This window comes from Bifidobacterium sp. LH_512 (assembly GCF_056356435.1).
Genome location: NZ_JBKEUE010000002.1, coordinates 15,318 through 39,725 on the forward strand (window position 1 = coordinate 15,318; position 24,408 = coordinate 39,725).

Annotated in this window: 17 protein-coding genes; 5 read left to right on the forward strand and 12 right to left on the reverse strand. The window is 58.5% G+C overall.

Features of this window, described 5'->3' with window-relative positions; translation table 11 throughout:
* Positions 1 to 292 precede the first annotated feature (292 nt).
* Both AC1AWD_RS05955 and AC1AWD_RS05960 read left to right on the forward strand, forming a co-directional pair.
* Positions 293 to 1,678 (forward strand): ABC transporter permease, encoded by a 1,386-nt coding sequence (locus AC1AWD_RS05955; RefSeq protein WP_476564679.1) that lies wholly within the window; start codon positions 293 to 295, stop codon positions 1,676 to 1,678.
* Between the two features lie 5 nt (positions 1,679 to 1,683).
* Positions 1,684 to 2,895: an ATP-binding cassette domain-containing protein gene (locus tag AC1AWD_RS05960; protein WP_476564680.1), complete on the forward strand. Its 1,212-nt coding sequence runs from the start codon at positions 1,684 to 1,686 to the stop codon at positions 2,893 to 2,895.
* 163 nt (positions 2,896 to 3,058) lie between these two features.
* Here AC1AWD_RS05960 and AC1AWD_RS05965 read toward each other — a convergent pair whose 3' ends face one another.
* From AC1AWD_RS05965 to AC1AWD_RS05980, 4 genes are all read right to left on the reverse strand, one after another.
* Positions 3,059 to 3,802 carry an HD domain-containing protein gene (locus tag AC1AWD_RS05965; protein ID WP_476564682.1) on the reverse strand — a complete coding sequence of 248 codons (744 nt, stop codon included), beginning with the start codon at positions 3,800 to 3,802 and terminating at the stop codon, positions 3,059 to 3,061.
* Between the two features lie 498 nt (positions 3,803 to 4,300).
* The gene (locus tag AC1AWD_RS05970; RefSeq protein WP_476564684.1) at positions 4,301 to 6,478 is read right to left on the reverse strand and encodes a KUP/HAK/KT family potassium transporter; all 2,178 of its coding nucleotides are present in this window, start codon (positions 6,476 to 6,478) and stop codon (positions 4,301 to 4,303) included.
* 313 nt (positions 6,479 to 6,791) lie between these two features.
* The gene (locus AC1AWD_RS05975) at positions 6,792 to 7,748 is read right to left on the reverse strand and encodes a TatD family hydrolase (RefSeq protein ID WP_476564686.1); all 957 of its coding nucleotides are present in this window, start codon (positions 7,746 to 7,748) and stop codon (positions 6,792 to 6,794) included.
* Positions 7,749 to 7,884: 136 nt separating this feature from the next.
* Positions 7,885 to 8,418, reverse strand: coding sequence for a GtrA family protein (locus tag AC1AWD_RS05980; protein WP_476564976.1), 534 nt, complete (start codon positions 8,416 to 8,418; stop codon positions 7,885 to 7,887).
* Between the two features lie 134 nt (positions 8,419 to 8,552).
* On the opposite strand from AC1AWD_RS05980, the gene AC1AWD_RS05985 reads away from it, so the two are divergent.
* Positions 8,553 to 8,900, forward strand: a complete 348-nt coding sequence (locus AC1AWD_RS05985; RefSeq protein WP_476564688.1) for a phenylpyruvate tautomerase MIF-related protein — start codon at positions 8,553 to 8,555, stop codon at positions 8,898 to 8,900.
* Between the two features lie 753 nt (positions 8,901 to 9,653).
* Here the strand turns inward: AC1AWD_RS05985 and AC1AWD_RS05990 are convergent.
* The 4 genes from AC1AWD_RS05990 to ptsP all read right to left on the reverse strand — a co-directional run bounded on the left by AC1AWD_RS05990 (position 9,654) and on the right by ptsP (position 15,856).
* Complete coding sequence (locus AC1AWD_RS05990) at positions 9,654 to 11,171, reverse strand: formate--tetrahydrofolate ligase (protein WP_476564689.1); 1,518 nt, start codon at positions 11,169 to 11,171, stop codon at positions 9,654 to 9,656.
* Between the two features lie 262 nt (positions 11,172 to 11,433).
* Entirely contained in the window at positions 11,434 to 13,035 is a 1,602-nt protein-coding gene (locus AC1AWD_RS05995) for a C69 family dipeptidase (RefSeq protein ID WP_476564691.1), read from the reverse strand.
* A 93-nt stretch (positions 13,036 to 13,128) separates the two neighbouring features.
* Positions 13,129 to 13,680 carry a YbhB/YbcL family Raf kinase inhibitor-like protein gene (locus AC1AWD_RS06000; protein ID WP_476564693.1) on the reverse strand — a complete coding sequence of 184 codons (552 nt, stop codon included), beginning with the start codon at positions 13,678 to 13,680 and terminating at the stop codon, positions 13,129 to 13,131.
* Between the two features lie 526 nt (positions 13,681 to 14,206).
* On the reverse strand, positions 14,207 to 15,856 hold the full coding sequence (gene ptsP, locus AC1AWD_RS06005) for a phosphoenolpyruvate--protein phosphotransferase (RefSeq protein WP_476564695.1): 1,650 nt from the start codon (positions 15,854 to 15,856) through the stop codon (positions 14,207 to 14,209).
* A 293-nt stretch (positions 15,857 to 16,149) separates the two neighbouring features.
* On the opposite strand from ptsP, the gene AC1AWD_RS06010 reads away from it, so the two are divergent.
* The gene (locus AC1AWD_RS06010) at positions 16,150 to 16,407 is read left to right on the forward strand and encodes an HPr family phosphocarrier protein (RefSeq protein ID WP_476564697.1); all 258 of its coding nucleotides are present in this window, start codon (positions 16,150 to 16,152) and stop codon (positions 16,405 to 16,407) included.
* Between the two features lie 198 nt (positions 16,408 to 16,605).
* Positions 16,606 to 17,637 (forward strand): LacI family DNA-binding transcriptional regulator, encoded by a 1,032-nt coding sequence (locus tag AC1AWD_RS06015; RefSeq protein WP_476564699.1) that lies wholly within the window; start codon positions 16,606 to 16,608, stop codon positions 17,635 to 17,637.
* 53 nt (positions 17,638 to 17,690) lie between these two features.
* Here AC1AWD_RS06015 and AC1AWD_RS06020 read toward each other — a convergent pair whose 3' ends face one another.
* The 4 genes from AC1AWD_RS06020 to AC1AWD_RS06035 all read right to left on the reverse strand — a co-directional run bounded on the left by AC1AWD_RS06020 (position 17,691) and on the right by AC1AWD_RS06035 (position 24,367).
* Positions 17,691 to 18,851, reverse strand: a complete 1,161-nt coding sequence (locus AC1AWD_RS06020) for a DNA polymerase III subunit delta' (RefSeq protein ID WP_476564701.1) — start codon at positions 18,849 to 18,851, stop codon at positions 17,691 to 17,693.
* Entirely contained in the window at positions 18,848 to 19,564 is a 717-nt protein-coding gene (gene tmk / locus AC1AWD_RS06025; RefSeq protein WP_476564703.1) for a dTMP kinase, read from the reverse strand. Before tmk ends, AC1AWD_RS06020 begins: the two co-directional genes overlap by 4 nt.
* Before the next feature lie 122 nt (positions 19,565 to 19,686).
* The gene (gene topA / locus AC1AWD_RS06030) at positions 19,687 to 22,746 is read right to left on the reverse strand and encodes a type I DNA topoisomerase (RefSeq protein WP_476564705.1); all 3,060 of its coding nucleotides are present in this window, start codon (positions 22,744 to 22,746) and stop codon (positions 19,687 to 19,689) included.
* Between the two features lie 79 nt (positions 22,747 to 22,825).
* Entirely contained in the window at positions 22,826 to 24,367 is a 1,542-nt protein-coding gene (locus AC1AWD_RS06035) for a phosphatase PAP2 family protein (RefSeq protein WP_476564707.1), read from the reverse strand.
* Between the last annotated feature and the right edge of the window lie 41 nt (positions 24,368 to 24,408).

Genomic DNA, 24,408 nt, shown 5'->3' on the forward strand with positions numbered 1-24,408 from the left:
CCAACCAATCTCTCTCCCCCCCCCAAAAAAAAATAATCGCCCCGAAATCATCACGCGAAAAGCTGCAGATCATGTTGCATTTCGACTATTGGACGACCACGCTTTCAGGCTATATTCAGATTTCACGCAGGGGTATAACAGTAATGCGCAAGAAAACATACACATACAGCGATAATGATGGAGGCTACGGGACGCAGCTGCCCGCCGAGGGTGCCTTGCTGTGCTGCGTCTCGGCCACCGCATTCCGCCGGCCGCGACGCCGGCGACACAGGAAGAGAACTGGAGAAGTAGCATGTTCGTTCTCAAGAACGCCGGAGCTGCGCTGAAACGCCACACATGGTACGGCGTTTCCACCGCCCTCATCGCCCTATTCGTCTCATTCGGCTCGACCGTGGGACTGGCCGTCATCCATGAGGACGACGTCGCCAACAACGACGACTATCAGTCGCAGACCGCAACCGCGCAGATTCGCCCCACCGCGGCAACACAAGCGAAGCGCGACGGCGGAGACGACAGCTACACCGACAATTACCTGGGCTGGGATGAATACAGCACGTATGCGACCGCCGTGCAAAGCGCGGGACTGACCTTCCAGTACACGCTGACCGAATCCATTCCGGTACGTCAAAGCGACTCCGTCACCGCTATTGCAACGTCCGATGGCGATTCTTCTGGCGAAGATGCCGATAAAACCGGCGGCGAACTGACGCTGCAAAGCTTCTACACGCTGGAAGGCGCGCAAAACAACAATCCGTACGGCAGCTACAAAGTGGTCGACGGCAAGCATCTGAAGTATTCCGGCGGTCAGAATAATGGCGTGTTGATTTCCAATGCACTGGCCAAGGCGAATGATTTGAAGGTCGGCGACAAGATCACGATCGGACACCCGACTGACACGTCGAAAACATACGACATGACCATTCGCGGCATTTACGAATATGTCGGCAGCGCGCCGGAAGGTTACGGCGATGACGCCAAGTACGCCAAGGATAATCGCAATAACGTGATTTACACGACGTATTACACGTTCGCTTCCAATTCGCTCGATGATTCCGAAGCGACCGGCTGGGCCAAGCCTGATTTGAATATCGTGTTCTCGCTGTCGAGCCCCGCCGATTACGACACGTTCGCGTCCACAGTGAAGAAGGCAAAGCTGGACTCCGCTTACGAGATCACGTCCCCGTCGTTGACGGCCTACAAGAAGTCGATCGCTCCGCTGGACCAGGCGGCTTCCATAACGCGCATCGCGCTGATTGTACTGTGCGTCATCGGCGGAATCGGCGTTATTGTGCTGACGCTGCTGCATACGATCAAGGGCCGTGCCAATGAGATCGCCACCGCACTGGTGTGCGGCGTGACCAAGGGTCGTTTGGGTGGACAGTTCTTCCTGGAAACGCTGATGTGCACGCTGCCGGCCGCCGCGATTGGTTTGCTGGTGGGCGCGCTTACGGCCAGGCCGATTGGTGTTGCCGTGATTGGACACGAAACCGCTGCCGTGTCAGCTTCGATTTGGCCGATGGTATGGGGCGGATTGGCTGCCTGCATTGTCGTTGGCATCATTGCCGCGCTTCGTGCCGCGCTCTACCCGACGCAGAACCTGCTTATGCCGTACGCGGGCGGCGCGAGGGGTGCGACGAAGACCGGCGCAAAAGCTGACGCGACAAAGAATGAGGCGTGAGCACAATGAGCGACCTAAACGAAAAAACGCAAAATTCCACCTATAACGCCGAGGATACGATGAACAAGGAAACGCTCGACAATACTGAGAATGTTGAAAGTGCTGAGACTGCCAAGTTTGGAACCGCCAATGCTGACGCCGTCGAATCCGACACGGAAGATATCAACAATCTTCCTTTTAATTTCGTATTTGACGATGCCGCCGATGACGAAATCAGTATGGCCGACGATACCGTCAATGCTACCGATGGCGAGGATGCCGGCGTGAATGCGGCCGCTGAAGGCATCACTAATAATGCTGCTGCTGACGAAGCGGACGAATCGGATGAAGGCGGCGAAAATGGCGACGCATCCTCTTCCGTGGCGGCCGACAATGCGATGAAAGTCAACGAAACGTTGGCCTTACAACGCGAAGACGATGCTTTTGGACACGCAGCCAAGGGCGAAAAGGAGCCGGCCTCCAACGCGGTCACCGACGCTGCGGCGACAAGCGTTTCAACTCGACTGGATCGCGAAATTCGCAGCAGCCGCGACTACGCGCTAAAAGCCAATCCGACGCTGGCATTGGAGCATGTAACCGTTAAAAACGCAAAAACCGGCCGCACTGTTCTTGACGATGTGTCACTTGCCTTCCATAAGGGCGGAACATATGCCATGCTGGCCGCCGAAGATGATTTGGAAACGCGACAGGCGATGCTCGGCGTGCTGACCGGAATGATTCTGCCGAACAGCGGCAATGTAATCAGCAAAAGCGTGAATCTGCGCGAATTGGAACCGCTGGAAGTGCTCGCGCATCGCATCGGCTTCATTCCGCAGCAGTATGCCGTGCGCGCGGATCTGGATGCGGAAAGCAACATTCTGTACGCGATGGACGCGTCCAACCGCAACTTCCTCAAGCCGAAACCGGTAATCGCACGCGAACTGTTGAAAAAGGTCGGTTTTGAGGGTGCAACATCCGGCGTATCTATTGGCGAACTGAGCGCCATCGAACAGTATCGCGTCGCCGTCGCGCGCGCACTGGCCTGCGAGGCGGAAGTGATCATCGCCGACGAACCAACCGCCGCCTTCGAAGACGACGAGGCCGGCGCTTCTGATGCTGCTACCGTGCTGGATTTGCTGACCGGGCTGAAGCGCGATGATGACGGCAAACGCTGCATCATCATCGTCACCGACCGCGAATCCGTAGCGAACGCTATGGAAACCGTTTACGAACTGTAAACCACCAACCCGTACCGTTGAAAACCGTTACAACCCTGTGGTTTTTACGAAAGCAGGCCCCCAATGTCCCGAATTTCGTAAAAACCACAGGGTTGTAACGAAACCGGGGGAAGCAAACCAGCAAAACCGTGAAAACCACAGGGTTGTAACGGTTTTCAACAGCTCAGATGAGGCGCATGTTGTATTTGGCTGCCAACGCCTCTACGTCCGGGACGCCGTATTTTTCCACCAATTCCAGCCAACGGCGACGATTGTCTTCGCCGAAACGGGCGGCGCGCTCCATATAGGCATCGACCGTCAGGAATTTCGCCGGCACCGACTTGCTGTGATACTTATCGGCCACCATCACCGTTTCCTGTTCCAGATTCATTGGCACATAATCGTCCAACGGCAGCGGCAATTCCTGCGCCGCAACCTGCTCGCGCGTCAGTCCGACGCCCGTATGGTTGCGGGCAAATTGCGCAATCGACTCGTCCACGCCTTCACCAATCAAGTATTCATATCCGCGGATGCCGTGCTGAATGTACTTCTTCTTGCTGAATTTCAGCGGTTCTCCATCCGTGCCGTCATGTTTCAGAACAAAATACGTGCCGATATCATGCAGCAGGCCGCCGATCAGCACTTCATGCTCATCCAGCAGACGCGGCGGCACCGTGCCGCCCGAAACGCCGCCGGTCGGCGGTACGGTAGGCTTATCGCAGGCGACGAAGCAGCCGGTTTTTTCAGGAGCATCGGCGGGCAGCGTGCAGCGACGCATGAACAACGCATTCTGGCGGCGCACCAACTGACAGGCAATCGTCGCGACAATCACACAATGCGTGTGCACCAGCTCGTATGCAGCCTCGGAGGGCGCGATCTTCTTGTGCAGTTCGTCGACCTGGTCAACGGTGGGAATGTATCCGCTCATAATGTACGCCTTTCGTGACTTTTCACGATTTTCAGTTCCGCGCACTCTGCGCAGCGGCTCACGGCCTGTGTTTCACAGCACATTGTAAAACTTCGCAGGATGCATATCGGCGTAAAGCCTTTTGAACAATCCGGCACAAGTCATCGGGGAGACATGGCGTCAATGCTGATTCACGGGGTCGATCAGGAGTAAAACCATATTCGCGTATTTTGAAGGCTATTTTGCGATTGTGTGTACCTTGCTTCCGAAATTAGGGTCTTACGCCGATATTTTCCTTGAATTTCCAACAAGCACAAACGGCATCCACCCATACGTGGTACACACAATCGTAAGATAGCCTCAAAAAATAAGCGTTTTGGGGTTGTACTCAATGTGGCACAACCCCAAAACGCTTATTTTTCCGGATTTACGAATGAGCCGAACACCCAAGGAGTCTCCCAAGGCACCCACAAAGTCCCTAAAGCACTCCAAGCCCCGCGGTCATGGCTCACACGCGTATCACACGCGCTTCAGACGCGGTGGACGGTGGGTCGCGATGAACAGCGGCTGCACCTCGACCAGCGGATTGTACGCGGCCAAGCCAAACCATTTGGTCGGGGAACCGGCCACATGGCGAATCGCATACTTCATGCTCAACGACAGCGCGCCACGCGCCGACACCTTCGAATCCGGCATCAACGTCTTGTGAATCAGCACATAGCGGATTGTGCCGATGTTCGGATCGGCGTCGACCTTCGGGTAAATCGACTTCTGCTGCGGCAGCTCGCCGGACTTCGACAGATCGTTCATGATCTGGTGCAGGTAGGCCGGAATCGACTGGGACACCTTGAAGCCCAAGCGGATGCGCACGCGGAAGAAGAAATCGGTACCATAACTTTCGACGCTGTATTCGCGGGTGAACGGCTCATCCGTCGTCTCCACCGACACGGCCCACCATGCGCGGGCGCGCTTCGGATGGTCGGCGAAAATCGAGAAGAAGATGTCCGTATCGAATCGCTTCATTTCCTGATCGGATGTCAGATACACGATATTGTCGGCGAAACGCGGAATCGAGGAATCGTCGTGCAGCTTTTCCAACACCGGCAGGCAATCAGTGGGCTGCATGTGGCGGCGCTGCGCGCGTTCCAGCTTCGTGCCTTCCTTCCACGTGTACATCACGGCGAGAATGGCGAGCGTCAGCAGCACAGTGAACCAGCCGCCATGCAGGAACTTCGCCATGGAAGCGATGAAGAACAAAATCTGGATGGCCAGGAAGATGATGGTGAACGCCACCGCGAAGATCTTGCTGCGACGATGCCACAGGTGCACAGCCAACAGAATCGTGGTCGTGATCATCGTGACCGTCAACGCCAAGCCGTATGCGGATGAAATATGCTCGGAATCGCGGAAGATCGCCAGCACGGCGAGCGTGGAGACGCACAGCACCAGGTTGATGGTCGGAATGTACAGCTGACCGCGTGTACGGGACGGATAGCGGACCTGCAGATGCGGCATCCAGTTGAGGCGCGTCGCTTCGGACACCATGGTGAACGCGCCGGTGATCAACGCCTGCGATGCGATGACGCCTGCCGCGACAGACAGGATGACGGCCACATAGCGCAGGGTCGGCGGCATCATCTGGAAGAACGGGTTGAGACTGTCGACGTCGGCGTATTCCGGATTGTTCTGGTTGGCCATGATCCACGCGCCCTGTCCGAAGTAGTTCAGCACTAGCGCGATCTTGATGAACGGCCATGTGAAGTAGATGTTGCCACGGCCGACATGGCCCATGTCGGAATACAAAGCTTCCGCACCGGTGGTCGACAGAAACACGGTGCCCATCAACGCGATGCCGGCGGCGTTATGCGGGCTGAACAGGAATTTGATGCCGTACACCGGGTTCAGCGCGGCGAACACGCTCCACTCCTGGCTGAGGTTCATGACGCCGACCACGGCGAGGAACGCGAACCAGACCATGACCACGGAGCCGAACACCTTGCCGATGCTTTCCGTTCCGCGCGATTGCACAGAGAACAGAATCAGGATGATGGCGATGGTGATGAACAGCGTGAGTTCCTTGTTTTCCATGAACACATGCTCGAACATCGGCAGCGTGCGCAGACCTTCGACTGCGGAGCTGATGGACACCGCCGGCGTCAGCACGGAGTCGGCCAGGAACGCCGCGCCGCCGATCATGGCCGGGATGGCCAGCCACGGGCCGTAGCGACGGATCAGCGAATACAATGCGAAGATGCCGCCTTCACCCTTGTTGTCGATGCGCATGGCGATCAACACGTATTTGATGGTGGTGATCAGCGTAATCGACCAGAACACCAGTGACAGCATGCCGAGAACGGCTTCACGGTCGGCGTTGCCGATACCGCCCTGTCCGGATATGAACGCCTGTGCGGTGTACAGGGGCGAAGTGCCGATGTCGCCGTACACGACGCCGAGGGCCACGATGCACATGGCAAAGCTGACTTTGTCCGGGCTGGCCTGCAGGCGGCTCCACCAACGGCCGATCGGGCCGTGACTTGCCGCCTTGTCGAGTTTCTTGCTCTCCTGCTGACGCTGCTCATGCTGCTTCAGAAGCTCTTTGCGCTCTTCTTTGGTCATCACCTGATGTGAGACCTTCGGCGCATTCGTATATTCCGCAGCCCGCAACAGGGGCTCATTATCCTTAGGCTCGTCCGCCATAACGTTTTCCTCCAATGGGACACATTGATCCGTCGTCGGTTGTCGACTGCGCGACGCTATGAAAAGCCTGACTGTCAAAACAATCTTAACGAAATCTTGACATTTTAACCACTTTTCACGGCATTCCCGACGAAGGGAATATCGTCCATCGGGGCAGTGTACAACGACTACACGCCAATACATATACGGCGGTATATGCAAACGAGTGCATATACCGCCTGATTTTGGGGTTTCTCACACGAACGCTGCGGGACGTGATCGTACGTGGATCATGCCGTAATCACACTGCAGCCACACTGCAATCATGCGAAAATCACACACCGTACACGGTCTGCGTGGTGCGACGCGTCGCGCGCGCGACCTCACCAATCGACAAATCCAAATAACTCGCCAATGCCTGCAACGTGTACGGAATCATATACGGCGCGTTTGTACGGCCACGGTACGGCATCGGCGTCAGATACGGAGCATCCGTCTCCACCATGATGTGGTCGAGTCCGACAATGCGAGCCGACTCGCGAATGCCGTCATTGCCCTTGTAACTTGACGTGCCCGACAGGCTCAAATACCAACCATGCTCACGCGCAATCTCGCCCATTTCCGCATCGCCCGAATAGCTGTGGAACACCGTGCGCTCGGGCGCGCCGTCGGCCAGCAGCGTTTCGATGACATCCTTGTGTGCATCGCGATCATGAATCTGCAGCGGCAGATTCAGCTCTTTCGCGAGCGCGATATGCGCGCGGAACGCCTCACGCTGCAGCTCTTTCGCCTCTTCGCCGGTACGGAACAGGTCCATGCCGGTTTCGCCAATGGCAACGACCTGCTTGGAATAGGTGACGGCGAGACGATGCACTTCCGCCATGGCATCGTCGAAAGAAACATCGTGCCACGGCTTGTAACGCACGGGCAGTCCGTCGGGACCGGGAGCAGCGCGATGGCCATGGTGTACGGATTCATTGGGATGAATGGCGATTGCCGCGTGCACCGTGTCGGGATGCTCGCGCGCCATGTCGATTGCGGTCATGAGATTCGGCAATTCGCAGCCGCAGTCGATAACACCGTCGATGCCTACTGCGGCGGCCTGTGCGAGCAGCTCGTCGACGCTGTAGACGGGGACGGGATCCTGGCCTTTTTCGACGGCCTCATGGCTCATGGCTTCCGAGAACGGCACGACGGAGGCGACATGCGTGTGATTATCGATGGTGTGAGCGTCGACGGGAAGTGGCTCCGGCGATGGCGCCCAATTGCGGTCACGATGATGTTTGCTCATGTTTTCAGTGTACGAGCGGGGCACCTGATGGCGACACGTGGGCAACGACGGGGCAGCAGCCTCGCATTTCCTGTCACAAACAAAAGGCCGCGGGTTTTCCGCGGCCTCAATCTCAACGTTTCTGTCGTAATCAGATTCAACGCCAACCTTTTGGCGTATGCCGCAACGACCAGACGCCAAGCTTATGCGAGAAACTGTTCTCCCACTTGGCGTCCAGCTCTTCCCGCGACAGGCGATTATCGGCACGCTTCAAACGATTCAGCGCATTCGTGCGCGTATTATCAAGCAGCCATTTACGAATTACAAAATTCCACACCATTACAATCGCCGTGGCAACCAGCTTTCCGGCATTCGTACGAATCAAATATTCAAGATGCTGCGTGTTATAGGCGTCACGATTCATGCCATATGTCGAAATCCAAATAATGGCATCATTCATGAACAGACCGATAACGGAGGCGCCAACAAAAATAAGGATCTCCATCCAACGCGCCATGTCGTCACGATGCGTGAAAACGAATTTCATGCTGGCCAGATAGTTGAAAACCAGCGAAATCAGGAAGGAAGCGGTTGCTGCAAGCACATTGTGCCAGTGAAACACACCGACGAAAATATTCAGCAGACCAAAGTCGATGATGAAAGCGACGACACCGACGATGCCGAATTTCACAAGTTGTTCAATCAGTTTCCTCACGGCATACCATTGAACACAGGCGCTTTGACACAAGTCCGAAGCGTCGGCCGCAGCCCGGCACAAGGGCGCACGCATATCACGCATACGGCTCATGTCCATAAGGAGGAATCATGCCAGTTATTCACACTCACGTCTCCGTTTCCACCACGCCCGAACAGCGCGAAGCGCTGAAGGCCGCCTATGGCAAGGCGATCACCGCTGTTCCGGGCAAGTCCGAGGGGTGGCTGATGTGCCCGTTCGAGGACAATATGCCGATTTATTTCGGCGGTGACGACAGCCAGCCGGCCGCCTATGTTGAAGTCAACGTGTTCGGCCGCTCCGTGCCGGGCTCCGCGTGGGAGAAGTTGACGCAGCAGATTATGGCCGCGTTGGAATCCGAGCTGGGCATTCCACAGGATCGTACCTACATCCGATACACCGCCACCACCGACTGGGGTTGGAACGGCGGCAATTTCTAAGCCTTACGCTGATTGCAGGGCTCGCCGCTGCTATGCGTCGCCTGTTACGCTGCGACTACGCGTCGCCCCGCCGCCCCATCGCCCTGCCATCCCGCCGCCCTGCGACTCTGCAACGACTCTGCACCGTTCCATTCCATTTCGGTCACATTTGCTGATATGAACGTACGCCATCAGCAAATGTGACCGAAAAACAGGGGCAAAACGGTCACTTCTGCTGAAGCAGGGCGTCCTCACCAGCAAGTGTGACCGTTTTCAAGCCCAAAAACGGTCACATCTGCTGGCGGGACACGTCCTTTTCAGCACATGTGACCGCAGCCGCATATCAGGTCGCCAAAATCACTGGTGCTCACGTAAATGCTCACCCAAATGCGGCACGGTAAATTGCAATAGGCCATGCCCTGCCGAGCGAATCGCACCGTCCATTTTGCGCACAGTATGCGATGGAGAAAAGTGGTGACGTTTGCGCCACATGGAAGTCGCAAAAAAGGAAGAAAAGGACGGAAAAAGGCGATACAAGACCGGATGCATGAACAAAGTCAAAGATCGGACACACCCCGGAGGAGATGTGATGAGTCGCATGCAAAAGGGCTGGAATACGCGGTTGAAAGCGTATTCCAGCCCTTGTTGGTTAGCGATTGAATGCCACCGATGCGCCGATATAGACGATACGACCGATCAGACGGCGCAGCAGACCAGATAATACGGCCAATCAGGCGATGCGGCCGATCGGACGATACGGCAGATGTGGAAGAATCAGACGATCTTCGGCATCGGGGTGGTCAGCGACGTGGTCAGGTTCACGTGCACCAGGCCTGCGCCGGCGTGCACTTCGACCTTCTTCAGCGTCACGGTGCGCTCTGTTTGAGGCGCGGAATCGTTGTCGGTCATCGTTGCCGGAGATTTCACGGCCACCAACGCCATATCGCTCAGACTCATGCCGGCGCTTGCGCACAACGCAGTGGCCTCATTCAGAGAATCGGCGAAGCCGTCCTTCAGCACAACGCGGTCGGCCGGCACACCGTACGCGTGTTCGGCCACCCAGCGCACGTTTTCGACAAGCGCCATGCCGCGATGCGTGTGCGGCTGAGCCGGCATGGCACCGTTCATCACCACATCTGCGAAAGCGTCCAGCTGCGGGGCCAGCGCGTCGCCGCCATCGCGGTACAGGTTGCCGATAATCGGGTCGCGGAAGTTCAGTTCCTTCGCGGTTTCACGCAAGGCCGGCACCTGATCGTCTTCGCCTTCCCACAGGTTGACCAGCGGGAAGGTCGGAATATCAAGGCCTTCCAAGCGCTGCACGTGGAACGGGTAGCGCCAGGAGAGGGCCGGGTCGTCACGCCAGGTGGAGGCGCGGGTCACGACGATCGCGGCGGACGGCCACTGTGCGCCGTATTCACGGCAAGCGATGTCGAGCCACTTCTGCGCGCCCGCGTCGGCGCCATAACCGGCTTCGACGATGACGACGTCGTGCAGCGAGCAGGCCATTTCCACGCTGACAAGCGTCGGGATGCCGATGGAAACGTTGGCGAACGGACCGCCGTGCACGTACACCGGGGAGCCGTTGACGGTTTCGGTTTTGGCCGGCTTCACGGCATCGGTCAGAATACCGGTGATGCGCCACAAATCAACGAATTCGCCGAAGGTGACGGCCTTGCCGTTCTTGGTGCCGGCGATCATCTTGGACACGCGTTCCGCGATTTCGTCCATGGAACGAGAAAGCACGACGATCTGCATCAGTTCGCAGGTCGGCGTGAGCACGACGCGTTCGGCGACGTTGCCTTTGCCGCGGTCCACTGCGATCTGACGCAGCGAACGCGACGGCACTTCGGAGACGCGCGGTACAAGGATGTCGTCGAGGAGGCCTTCGTCGACGGCCTTTTCAGCGAAGGAGACGAGCAGATTCTGGGCGGATTCGATGGCCGCCATTTCGCCGCACAGGCCCCAGTCGATCAGTTCGGGGTGGGTCAGGGATGCTTTGCCGCCGCCGGAGGCGCCGCCCTTGGAGCCGGCTGCGGTGATGCCCATGCTCGGCTGGCGCAGCACGGCTGCTGCGTCGATGCCGCGGGCGCGCAACGCGTCGATCATGGCGATCGTCGTGGTGGTTTTGCCTTCACCACGGGAGGCCTTGAGCGGGGTGTCCGCCGTGACCAGCACGATCTTGCCGTGCTTGCGCGGAGCGTCGGGATTGCTGTTCAGATAGTCGAGATATCCGAAGGCGTCGATCTTTTGGACCAGGCCATACTGGCTGGTGAAATCCGCAATGGTGGTCATTGGGGTTCCTTTCTGCTCATCTCAGGACGGATAGCATTGTATGCGGCATGTCGGATGTCGCTATCGCGTTTGCGGCCTTGAGAAAGGCCGATATTGCGTTTGTGTCCTGCTGATATTCGAGTGATGTTCAGATGTTGTTCGATGATGTTCGGATGCAGTGTGCATACCGTATGCCGATGTTTGATGATGTTTGATTTAACGGGGAGTTCGCTTATTGAGAACGCCCGCCACGACTTGGATGGCCGTGGCGGGCGTTGTCATATTAGAAGTCGGATCGGTTGAAGCCGTTCTTCATCTTCATGCTGGTGGTGTACAGCACGGAGTCGAGCAGATTGTCGGTTTCTTCCTTCAGGAAGTCCGCCATCTTGTCGTTGGCTTCGCCAAGAATCTGTCGGACTTCGTCGTTGCGCACGGCGTCGATGATGTCGTCCGGTTCCATCGGCTGCACGTCGATGATGCCGTTTTCGTCATCGTCATATTCGTCGTCGGCGACCTGTTTGGCGCTGACGTCCATGATGGAGGCCAGCTCGGCGATGCGAGCATCAGTATCGGCGATGATGCGGTGTCCAAAAGCGCCGGTCTTCTGCTGGTAGCGTTCGACGGCGTTGGCGGTGTCGGAGAAGGCGGCGTCGCACAGGGCTGCGATGATGCGATTCTCCCAGTAGAAGTTTTCGGAAGTGACGCGCGTGGTGGTGTCTTCCAAATACTTCGGCGTGCTGCCGACGTTCGGATAGAACGGGATGAGTGTGTTGAACGGGTTGGAACCGTAAGCCATCCACTGGATGGCACGGCTGGCCTGCGGACGGTAGGGGCGGATCTGCATGACGGCCAGCTGGCTTTGGCGGTTGATGCCGATGGTGCGGAACATGCGACGGGTGTGCTCATCGCCGAGTTTTCCGTACGGATCGTACGGCGTGCCCTGATAGTGGGAGCTCAGCACGTATTTCACGTCTTCGATGGTGATTTTGCGTTCCGGTTGGCGAGCCCACGGAATGTCATCGCTGGTCGGCTTGTGGTCTGCGTCCGGACCATCCCACACTTCATCATACGGGTTGAGGAAGCGTTGCATGTACCAGGCGCGCGGCGTGTTGTACACGTGGTCGGAGTCGGAGTGGGAGCCGAAGGCGTCACGCGGGTTGAACGGGCTGGTCGCTTCAACGGCCAGGTCGAGATGGTTGTCGTCGATGAATTCAGCCAGATCCGCGGAACACATGTGGTTTTCCTGCTCACCCAATGCGTCTTCGAGGTCGAACTCGTCGATGCCCAGCTGGTTCGGCATGGTCACGTACGCTTCGTCCGGCACACGCTTGGCGATCCAATGGTGTCCGCCTACGGTTTCCATCCACCAGATTTCGTCCACGTCGGAGAATGCGACGCCGTTCATTTCATATGTGCCGTATTCTTCGAGCAGCGCGCCGAGTCGTTCCACGCCTTCGCGCGCGGTTTTGATATACGGCAGCACCAAGGTGAGGAAGTCTTCTTCGCCGATGCCGCCGTGGATTTCCGGCTGGTCGCCCTTGGCCGGGACGAATTCGACGAACGGGTCGGCACCGAGCACGCGCTCGTTGGTGGTCAGCGTTTCGGTGGCGCTCATGGCCACGTTGGCTTCGTTCACGCCGGCTTCTCCCCAAATGCCTTCTTTCAGATCGGCATTGGGTACTGCGGTGTATTGCAGCGGGTTTTCCGGCAGGTCGATTTCGGCATGGGAGATGACGGCACGGTATTTACGCGGCTGGTCTTCCGGCTTGACAACGATGAAGCGCTTCGGATTGAATTCGCCGTTGGCGCTGTCTTCGTTGCGGGCAATGATGGTCGACCCGTCGTAGCTCGCGTCTTTACCGACCAGAATCGTGGTGCAGGCCATGGTGTTCCTCTTTCTTATTTGTGCGGCCATTGCGAGGCCGATGTGATACAAGCTTGGATACTCGTATGTTCGGACTTGAACAGTGTGATGTGATCAGGCTTCGCCGACTATGAACATGCCGCCTTGATCGGGACTTCCTTCGAGGTCACGAATCGCATGCTGCAATTCGTTGAGCCAGAATCCCTGATTCAATCCGGGCAGAGGCTTCGCCGTACCCCACACATGCAAGTAATATTCATGATTCTTATCCGGCGGTTGCGGGCCGTTATACCGCATCGTCACCGCGGGATCGGTGGCTCCGACAAAACGGGAGGCCGCCGATGTGCGCCCCTGCACTGCTTCAGGAATCATCGCAGGCATCATCCGCGAAAAATCGGCCGGGATCGCCAATGCGTGCGCATCGTTGAAGTCGTACATCAGCGCATCAACCGGCAAATTCGCAACCGACCAATGAATCCACTCGAATCCGCATACCGGAATGGAATCCGGATCTGTGAACTGCCAATGCAAATAGCGCACAGATGAATCAAGATCGTCAATATAAAACGGGAATGACACAACCGGTGTTCCCTCCGCGCGATTCTCAGGCGGCGCCGCCTTTGCGAATATGTCTGGAACAACGGTGAAATCAGCTGAAATTCTCATGTTTCCAGTATCCACCATTCCTGTGCCTCACACACCAGCCCGTCCACCTCGCGGCCATCCCAACGCAGCCCGTCTTCCCCAACCGATTTCCCGCCCCAACCAACTTCCCATTTCCCCCAATCAAGCCTTTTCCAGTCGTCCCCGCTCCCTAAACCGTTAAAACCACGGGGTTTTAACGAAATGGAGATGTTGGAGAACCCCAAAACGTAAAACCACGGGGTTTTAACGAAACAGGCGCCCGACAGGCCATAAAACCGTTAAAACCTTGTGGTTTTGACGGTTTGGGAGCTTGGGTGTTTTCCATTTCGTTAAAACCATGTGGGTTTAACGAAACTGACCCCCAGCAGGCCTCTAAACCGTTAAAACCACGGGGTTTTAACGAAATGGAGATGTTGGAGAACCCCAAAACGTAAAAACCACGTGGTTTTGACACAAAGTTGGGCCGGATTGTCCAGAAGCGCGGCCACAGAGTTGCGCAGCGGGCTACGCGAGCCGACGCGCGGCTGACTCTGCGGTCATGCGCGGACTATTCGGCCGGCGTGTAGAAGTCGCCGTTAAGGGCGGCGGCGGCGCGTTCGCGAGCCTCGTCCATGGTGACGGAGGCCAGTTCGGCGCGCACATCGTCGAGGGCGACTGGGGTCATCGATAGGGAGTTGACGCCCAGGCCCGCCAGCACGACGGCCAAAGCCGGATCGGCGGCGGCCTCGCCGCACACGCCTACCGGCATGCCCTTGGCGTTGCCGGCGTCGCAGATCAGCTTGATGGCGCGCAGCACCGCCGGATGCCATGCGGTCTGATAGTTGGCGACGGAGCCGAGCGTACGGTCGGCGGCCATCGTGTACTGGGTCAGATCGTTGGTGCCGATGGACACGAAGTCGGCCACTTCAGCGACCTTGTCGGCCATCAGGGCGATGGACGGGACTTCGGCCATGGCGCCGACCTTCTTCAGGCCGAAGCTCTTGCCGAGCTTGACGAAATAGTCGGCCTCATACTGGTCGGCGACCATCGGGGCCATGACCCACAGGTCGGCTTCGGTGGCGGCGTTGGCGGCGGCCAACGCCTTGAGCTGGCCTTCAAGCACGTCCATATGCGCCTTCAACGTGCGCAGGCCGCGCAGGCCGAGAGCCGGATTCGGTTCGTCTTCCGGAGTCAGGAACGGCAGCGGCTTATCGGCGCCTGCGTCAAGCATACGAATAACGACCTTCTTGCCCGGGAACTGGGCCAGCAGCTCGGTGTAGGCCTTGGTCTGCTCTTCGACGCTCGGCGGTTCGGAGTTGCCGATGAACAGGAATTCAGTGCGGAACAGGCCGACGCCTTCTGCACCGTATTCCAACGCTTTGGCAGCATCGGCAGGTTTGCCGACGTTGGCGAGCAGCGGGATGCGAGCGCCGTCCTTGGTGGCGCCCGGCTGGCCTCGCAGTTCCTTGGCTTTGGCTGCCTGCGCCTTGGCGGCTTCGGCGGCTGCGATCTGCTCGTCGCTCGGATCGGAGATGACGACACCGTGGGCGGCGTCGACGATCACGGTTTCGCCGTTGGCCAAGCCTTCAGCTTCGGCGGCGGAAACGACCGCGACGATGCCGCGGGCACGGGCGAGGATTGCGGTGTGGGAGGTCGGGCCGCCCTGGGAGGTGACGATGGCAAGGGTCTTGCTCATATCGAGCGCGGCAGTGTCGGCCGGGGATAGGTCTTCGGCGACGAGCACGAACGGGGTGTCGCTGACAGGCAGACCAGGAGCCGGCACACCCATGAGGTCGGCGATGACGCGCTGGCCGACGTCATGCAGATCGGCGGCACGTTCCGCCTGATAGCCGCCGATGGCGCGGAACATGTCTTCGACCGCGGCGAAGCCTTCGAGCACTGCACGCTCTGCGGTCTTGCCCTGGCTGATGAGAGTCTTGATGGATTCAGCCAATGCCGGATCGGAGGCGAACATGGCGATGGCCTGCAGGATCGGAGTGGCCTGCTTGGCGCCTTCGTCGCCATTGGCAGCCGCTTCGGCGCGAACGTTCAGGTCGGCGTTGACGGCGTCGAGGGCTGCGGTGACGCGGGCGATTTCGGTTTCCGCGGCGATGCTTTCGGCACGCGGCGTATCCGCTGGTTCGGCCAGCGGAGCAGCCATGCGAATAACTGGTCCGACCGCGATTGAACGGCCGATGCCAACACCTTTGATGTCCATGTGTGATCTCCTATTCCTGTTCGGATTTTCGCCGCGTCTTTGCCAAGGCCATGCCGGCGCAACTTCAGGCCGTGGTTCGTCTTACTTGTCTTATCGGCAGTCGCATGATTCGCGACTTCATCGCCGGTAAATCATTTTCAGCCTTTTGGATATTATACATAAGAAAATTGTTGATGCAACTTGGGTAAACGATTGCTGAAAATGTCCGATGAAGTGTTATAATGTCCCTTATAGTCGGCTTGGACGCCGTCTAACCGAAAGCACAACTACCATGACCCCAAAGGAGCGTTTCCATGGAAACCCGTAGCACAGTCATCAACGATCCCGTCGGCATCCACGCGCGTCCGGCCGCCACTTTTGCTCAGGCCGTCACCGCATCCGGCTGCACCGTGACCATCGCCAAGGGCGAAAACGCCCCGGTTCCGGCCAACTCCATCCTGTCCATCATGGGCTTGGGCGTGAAGCAGGGCGATACTGTCACCATCACCGTTGATGGCGCCAATGCCGCCGAAGTGGCCGACAACCTGATCTCCACTCTCGTCGCCGAATAATCGAGCGGTCAGATTTTTCACGTAAAAACGGCCGTGGCCGCCTTCGGGCGCCCGGCCGTTTCGCATACCGCAATCGTCATCGGCAAACATCATCTACAATGCTTAAGGCGTTTCTCCAACGCCATCCCATCATTCACGGCACCGCGCCGGCATTCATACTGCTTGTACCGCGCGCGGCAGCATCATTGCGGAGGAACCATGGCAGGCAAAGTAAGCGGCAACAGCTCGATCACCAATGTCGCCGCCCTCGCCAACGTCTCCACCGCCACAGTGTCCCGCGTGCTGTCGGGCCGCCGCACCAAAGACGACGACATCGCCCGTCGCGTGCGCAAAGCCGCGAAAACACTCAATTATTCCGTCAATTATGCAGCCAGCTCGCTACGCAGCGACATCACCAACACCATAGGATTGGTGATTCCCAGCGCCACCGAAAACTTCAGCGCCCGCTTGCTTGACCAGTTTGAGCCAGCTATTGACACCGATTCACAGCAACTACTGCTTGGCATCGGCAATACGCAAGATGCACAGGCCGAACGTATCGAATCATTGGCGGCCCGTCACGCGGATGGCATTATTGTCGTCACCGCAGCCGGCGCCGATTTGGCCGGCGTTCTCGAAGAATACGCGCCAACGTTGCCGATTGTGCAGGTCGGCGGCAGACAACGATCCTTCCGCACATCGATGGTCAGCATCGACGAAAACGCCGCGATGGAACAGGCCATCGGGCATTTGCGCGCGCAGGGCGCGCACTCCATCGCATATCTCGCCGGTAAGGAGATCTCGTTCGAATCGGCGGAATTGTTCGCAATGTTCCACACGCAGATTCGCGCCTTCCGCCTGCGCACATACGCCGACTGGAATCGTTTCGGCGAACGCACGGTGCAGCGCGGCTTTGATTGCGCGATGCGCCTGTTCACCGCTCCGGATGGCAGCGTGGAGAGCGCGGAAACACGCCCGGATGCGCTGGTGTGCGCGGATGATGCGATCGCGTTTGGCGCAATGGTCGCGTTGCACGCGTTGCATTTGCACGTGCCGCAGGATGTGCGCATCATCGGCTACAACGATTCCCCCATTGCGACAACCACAATGCCGACGTTGACATCCGTACGCCCGCCGTTCGAGCAGATCGTGTCAGAAGCCTTGCGATTGATTGCTGCCGGCCCGGACAATCCTGCGCATATTGCGTTGCCGCCGCAGCTGATCGTGCGAGAATCGACCGTCGCACAGTGATTGCGCGCAACAATCGTATACGACGTTTTCAGACGACGCTCGCACGCGGCATCTCAGCGCGAAGGCGGAATCAGAGCACAGAATAGCGCTTCGAAAACCAATGTCGGATTACCGTTGCCGGCAAGACGACGGCGCGCGGCGGCGATGTCTTCCAATCGTCGCACCGCATCAGCGCGCGTCAATCGCACCGACAATTCGCAAATGGCGGTACGGTTTTCCAAATTGATCAATCCGACCGAATCCTCGGCATTATTCTGCACGACGGCAACATCGCGATAAATGCTGGCCACCGAATTCAATGCACGATCCAACACGTCACGGCTGCGACGCGTCGCCTGTCGCTTCAATTCATCCTTTTTGGCAATCGCGTTGAAGGCGCCACGAAGCTTCGGCGGAATCCTATCCTTCTCGCCCAGGCCGTTGATGCGGCGAAAATCAGCTTCCGCAGCAGCCGCCTGCACTTCGACATCCGCCTCGGCCTGGCCTTTCGCATCGTCAATGAGATTGCCGGCAAGCAACACAGCGTCCGATGCGCGCTGCAGGCCAAGCACGCCGACGACGAGCTCGTCACGGTCGGACAGGACGCGCTCGTTCGTCGCATACAATTTCGCGATGCCGATATGCCCTTCGGCCAAGCGCGCCGCACGAACCGCTATCTTCTGTTCGACGCCCGTCGACTGTTGCAGGAATTGCGCGACGGCCTGATTCGAGGGAACAGCCAGATTCACAATACGCGTACGCGAACGAATCGTCGGCAGCACGTCCTGCGCGCTCGGCGCGCACAGCAGCCAGATGGCATGTTCGCTTGGTTCTTCGATTTCCTTGAGCAGCACGTTCGTCGTGCGCTCCAGCATGCGGTCGACGTCTTCGATAATGATGATGCGCCACGGTGCCACGCTTGGCATTTGTTCGGAAGTGCTGATCAGGTCGCGCACTTCGTCAATGCCAATGGTGACCTTGTTGGTTGACAGCACGGTGACGTCGGGATGAGTGCCGGCCATGATTTGCCGTGTCGTACGAGTGGGCTCGTCGCTCATGCCGTGATCAGGGCTTTGCAGCGCCGCCGCGAATGCGCGCGCCATATTGGAGCGGCCTGATCCCGGAGGCCCGCAGATAAGCCATGATTGGGCGATTGCTTTGGGATCGCCGCTGGCGATTGCGGATAGTTGGCTGACCGCTTGCTGCTGACCGACGATGGAATCCCAGACGCTCATGATACGCGCTCCGATGATTCGGGGGCGGCATTGGCCGGCTCTGAGGACGTTGCCGATTCCGGAACGGGCGCTTGTGGCATTTGGTCCAGCAGCGCGTCCAGATCGGCGCGAATGCTTTCCCACACCACTTTCACCGGGCGGGCCGCGTCGATGACGCGGAAACGGTTGGGCTCGCGCTGCGCCAAGTCAAGGAAGGCCTGACGTGTGCGCTGCTGAAAATTGTCGCCTACGGATTCCATACGATCGGCGGCGCGGTGCAGACGCCGATGGGATGCGGCGGGATCCATATCCAACAGATAGGTGCGCGCCGGCAATAATTCCGCCGTGGCCCACATGCTCAAATCGCGAATCTCATCAAGCGTCAGCTCGCGGCCGCCCGCCTGATAGGCCAGCGACGAATCAAAATAACGGTCCGTAATCACCACTGCGCCGCGTTCCAACGCGGGGCGGATCACTTCGCTGACGTGCTGGGCGCGATCGGCGGCGAACAGCAGGGCTTCCGCGCGCGGCGCGATATCAGCGCTTTGCTCGTCTCGTGCCTCAACGCCATACAGCAGCAGCTTGCGAATCGCCTTGCCCAATGCGGTGCCGCCAGGTTCGCGCGTCACCACGACTTCGCGTCCCCGAGCTAGGCAATACTGCTTTAGTCGGCGCACCTGCGTGGTTTTGCCCACGCCGTCAACGCCTTCGAACGAAATGAACAGACCCGTCATCGTGTTCCCCCCTTCCGGACGCCTAGACGGTCAATGGTTCGCGGTTTTCCGGTTTCGTAGCCCGCTGGCTTCGTATTGCGTATTACGCGTGTTTCTGTTTCACGTGAAACACGCAGCAACCATCAGCGGGCGGGCACCACAGCAGGACGCACGTAGCCTTCGTTTGCGGCCAGCCAGTCAACATCGCTTTTCACCGTGGATGCGGTGGAACCGATCTCTTTGGCGATACGCGTATTCGCCCAGCCCTGATCAGCCAGTTCCTTCACCTTCGCACGACGTTCGGCGCGTACCCGGTCCTGTGCGCTGACCTTCGAAGGCTTAGTGGCCTTGCCCGACTTCGTCGATTTGGCGGCAGTCTTCTTGGCGCCGCCGCGGCCGCGGCGCTTGGACGGACCGGCCGCACGCTTTTCAGCGAGCAGACGGAATGCTTCGGCAGGTTCAATCGTTTCCGGAGCATACTGCTTCGGCAGCGTACGATTCGTTTCGCCGTCGGTGATGTAGGCGCCGTAGAAACCTTCCTTGATCGTCACCGGCTTATTCGTCTCCGGATCCAGGCCCAGCTCACGCAGCGGCGGCTTGGCTGCGCCACGACGACGGCCATACTTCGGTTGTGCGAACAGTTCCTTCGCCTGGTCGAGCGTAACGGTGAAGATCTCCTCTTCCGAACCGAGCGAGCGCGTATCGGACTTGCCGTCAGCGCCGGTCTTCGTCAGATACGGGCCGTAGCGGCCATTGTTGGCCTGCACGGTTACCGTGCTCAATTCGCCGGTTTGCGCATCAGTCTCTTCGTAGGAGCCCAATTCACGCGGCAGGCTCAGCAGCTTCAACGCGTCTTCCAAAGTCAAGGATTCGGCGTTCATGGTTTTGAACAGCGAAGCCATCTTCGGCCGGTCCGCGACATTCTTCTTCGCACCACGCTTCGGCTTGGCGATCTCCTGTTCACCGGATTCCGCAGTAGCGTCCGCGAGTGGAACCAGCGCCACATACGGGCCGAAACGACCACTGCGCACTTCAACGGTGCCGCCGGTTACCGGATCCTTGCCCAGTTCACGCGGTCCGCCGGAATGGTTTTCAATCAAATCGTGGCCGACTTCAACGGTCAGTTCATCCGGCGCAAGCGTATCCGGCAAGGAAGCGCGTTTCGGATTGCCTTCACCATCCAAATCATTCGCATCTTCCAAATATGGTCCGAAGCGACCAACACGAACACGCAATCCATCGCCGATTTCAATCGTATTGATCATGCGCGCGTCAATCTCACCAAGCTGCGCGACATGCTGCTGCAAACCAGCCTGTGCATCCTCAGCTGACTGTGCGGCATCACTGCCTGCGCCGAAATAGAAACGCGTCAGCCAGTCGCGACCGGATTCCTCGCCGTGCGCGATGCGATCCAATCCGTTTTCCATATCAGCGGTGAATTCGTAGTCGACGTATTTCGTGAACTTCGTTTCAAGCAGCTTCGTCACAGCAAAGGCCAACCATGAAGGAATCAGCGCGCGGCCGCGCTCATACACGTATCCACGGTCGATAATCGTCGAGATAATGCTGGCGTACGTCGATGGGCGGCCGATCTCCTTGGCTTCCAAGGTTTTGACCAGCGAAGCTTCCGTATAGCGCGCCGGAGGCTGTGTCTCGTGGCCATCGGCTTTGACGTTGCTTGCAGGTAGCACGTCGCCCTCGCTCATCGGCGGCAGGGACACGTTGTCTTCCGCGGATTTCGCGGATTTCTTGGCAGCATCCTGAGATGCGTCAGCGGTCGAGCTTTCAGACTTCGCCGCGCGGCGCCCCTCCCCCGTGGCCTTCATGAAGCCGGGGAATTCAATCACCGTACCGGACGCCTGGAATTGCGCCTCACCATGGCCTTCAGCCGGAGCGGACAGCTTCACCGTCGCCGTCGAACCGGTCGCATCAGCCATCTGCGAGGCCAACGTACGCTGCCAAATCAGCGTATACAACTTCAATTGATCGGCCGGCACGCGCGTCGCCAACTCCGCCGGATCACGGAAATGCGCGCCAGCCGGACGAATACACTCATGCGCCTCCTGCGCACCAGCCGTCTTCGTCGCGTACTGCTTCGGCGCATCAGACAAATACCGCTTACCAAAATGCGCGGCGACCGCATCTCGGGCGGCGACAATCGCCTCCTGGCTCAACGTCACCGAATCGGTACGCATATACGTGATATAGCCGTTTTCATACAAGCCTTGCGCAGCGCGCATCGTCTGACGGGAGCTCATCGACAGGCGGTTGCCGGCAGCCTGCTGCAACGTCGACGTCGTAAACGGCGGCAACGGGCGGCGACGATACGGCTTCGACTCCATCGAAATCACCGTGAACGGCGCATGCTGCAACGCCTGTACAATCGCCTCGGCCCGCGCCTGATCAAGGCGGCATACATTCTCACGAGAGGCCGCCTCGGTCAAAGCGCCCTTCGTGTCAAAATCCTTCGAAGCAGCAAGACGACGTCCATCAAGCGCAATCATGCGCGCATCAAAATCAACGTTTTCGCCATCGGCACCGGACGCCGTCAACGTGGCGGCGATATCCCAATAGGACGCGCGCACAAACGCCATACGATCACGCTCACGCTCTACGATCAGGCGCGTCGCCACCGACTGCACGCGGCCAGCGGAAAGACCCGGCCCCACCTTGCGCCACAACACCGGCGAAAGTTCATAGCCGTACAGGCGGTCAAGAATACGGCGGGTCTCCTGCGCGTCAACCATTGCGCCGTCAACGTCACGAGTATGATCCAGCGAAGCGCGAATGGCTTCCGGCGTGATTTCGTGAAACACCATGCGCTTGACCGGCACCTTCGGCTTCAACGTTTGCACCAAGTGCCACGCGATGGCCTCACCCTCGCGGTCCTCATCAGTTGCCAGATACAGTTCGTCGGCGTTTTTCAGCGCGTTCTTCAGCTCGGACACCGTCTTGCGCTTATCGGCGTCGACGATGTAGTACGGCTTGAAGCCGTCGTTGACGTCCACACCGAATCTGCCGAAGCTCGCTTTGTTTTCGGCAGGCACCTGACTAGGCTGCGCTAGGTCACGAATATGGCCAACCGAAGCCATGACGGTATAGCCATCACCAAGGTATCCCCCAATTTTCTTGGCCTTCGTGGGAGACTCCACAATGACGAGCTTACTGCCGGACTTGCTGCTGAACTTACTGCCATTAGCCATGTTCGTTCCTCATTCTCCTTGCACTTGGAACGCAATCATACTCACGCGACGACGCCAAATATAAACGTCGCGTGTGGCGTCAACGCTTCGGCGGCGCCGGCGGGGCGCCCACCAATCCCAATTTCGTCAGCGGCGAGGCCGTCAATTGACGCATCGATAACACCAATCCGCACATCAGCGACGCCAATGCCGCGACTGCAGCCATCGCCGAAACCACAGCACCACGCTGCGTCCATTCCGCGCCTAATTGCAGGCCCGGCTGAATCTGCCACAATATATAACCTGCATACAACAATCCCAGCACACCGGCCGTCAGCATCACACTGCCAACGATCTGAATGGACGGCGACGACGCTCGGTCGCCAATCTGGTCCATGCCGGACGTGCGAGAGGCCGCCAACATGAGCAGTGCAACGCCGCCACACAGCAGCAGCGACATCACCACATCCGTCGGGCGATGCCAGCCGCCGGCGATCACCGACATGCCGACCAGTATGGCGTAAACCCATGCGACAACCGCCGTAAGCGCACGCCAGGCTCGCGGCACCGCGCACAGCAGGGCGATGCCGGCAGCGGCGGCCATGATGGTGTGACCGGAAGGAGCGGAATTCATTGTGCTCGACTCCGTGTTGATCAGGAAAGGACGCGGAAGAGCGTCTTTAAGCAGCAGCGCGATTAGCACATTGACCAGCGCATATGCAACGAGTTGACCAAGCAGCCACCAACGGCGACGCACGGCCACAACGATGGCAGCGATTATGCCGAGAATGACGCTGATTGCTTGGACCAGCCACGAATGTGTGAATATGTTGACGATTGGGGCGAATGCGGCCGGCAGCACATCGTTGAATGATGTGAACACGATGTCGTCGTAGCTTTGGCCGTCCATAGTGCACACGCCCAGACGCCATGCTCCGAATGCGGAGGCTACGGCGAGGAGGCCGAAAATCACACACAGCACGCGGCTTGACGCGCGTGGGCGGAGGGCGAGCGGATCGAGACGGGCAAGGCCGGCGGTGAAGTCGGATGAGGATTGCGCGGCGGAGGTGGCGTCGGGGGTGCCGGTGATATCGGTGATGCCCGCGATACCAGCGATGTCCGCGTTGGTAAGGCCTGCGTTGGCGACGCCCGAATTGGCAGCGTTCTCGGCATTATTGGCGTTTGCACTGGCGATACCATTCAATTTTGCGGATGATGCGCCCATGCCGGCATCACGCATTACGGCGGCTTTCTTCTTCGCAGCGGCCTTCTTCTGCGAGCGGCTACTATACGACGCCGTCTGCGGAATAGTCACACCATGATTGGCGTCAGACGTTTCCACTGGCTTGAATACCGGCGTAAAAACCAACGGCAGATTTTGCTCTTCGGCATTCCGCTGCTTTGCTTGCGAAGCATCCCGCGAATCGTTCTGCGTGTCATTTGGATCACGCGAATCCTGCTGCGACGAACGCGGCTGACGAGGGGGCGGCGGTACCGTTGGAAGCTGTATTGCGTCAGATGCCGCCAAACGCTCAGACGCAGTCGACTGTTCGCATACAGCCGGCTGTTCGGACGTCACCTGCGAAGAAGCATTCTCGGCAGAAGGCGCGTCGTTCATCAAAGACTTGGATTCGTCGCTCATACTTATCGACTTTACGGCCTGCCCACGCCTGAAGACCCCAG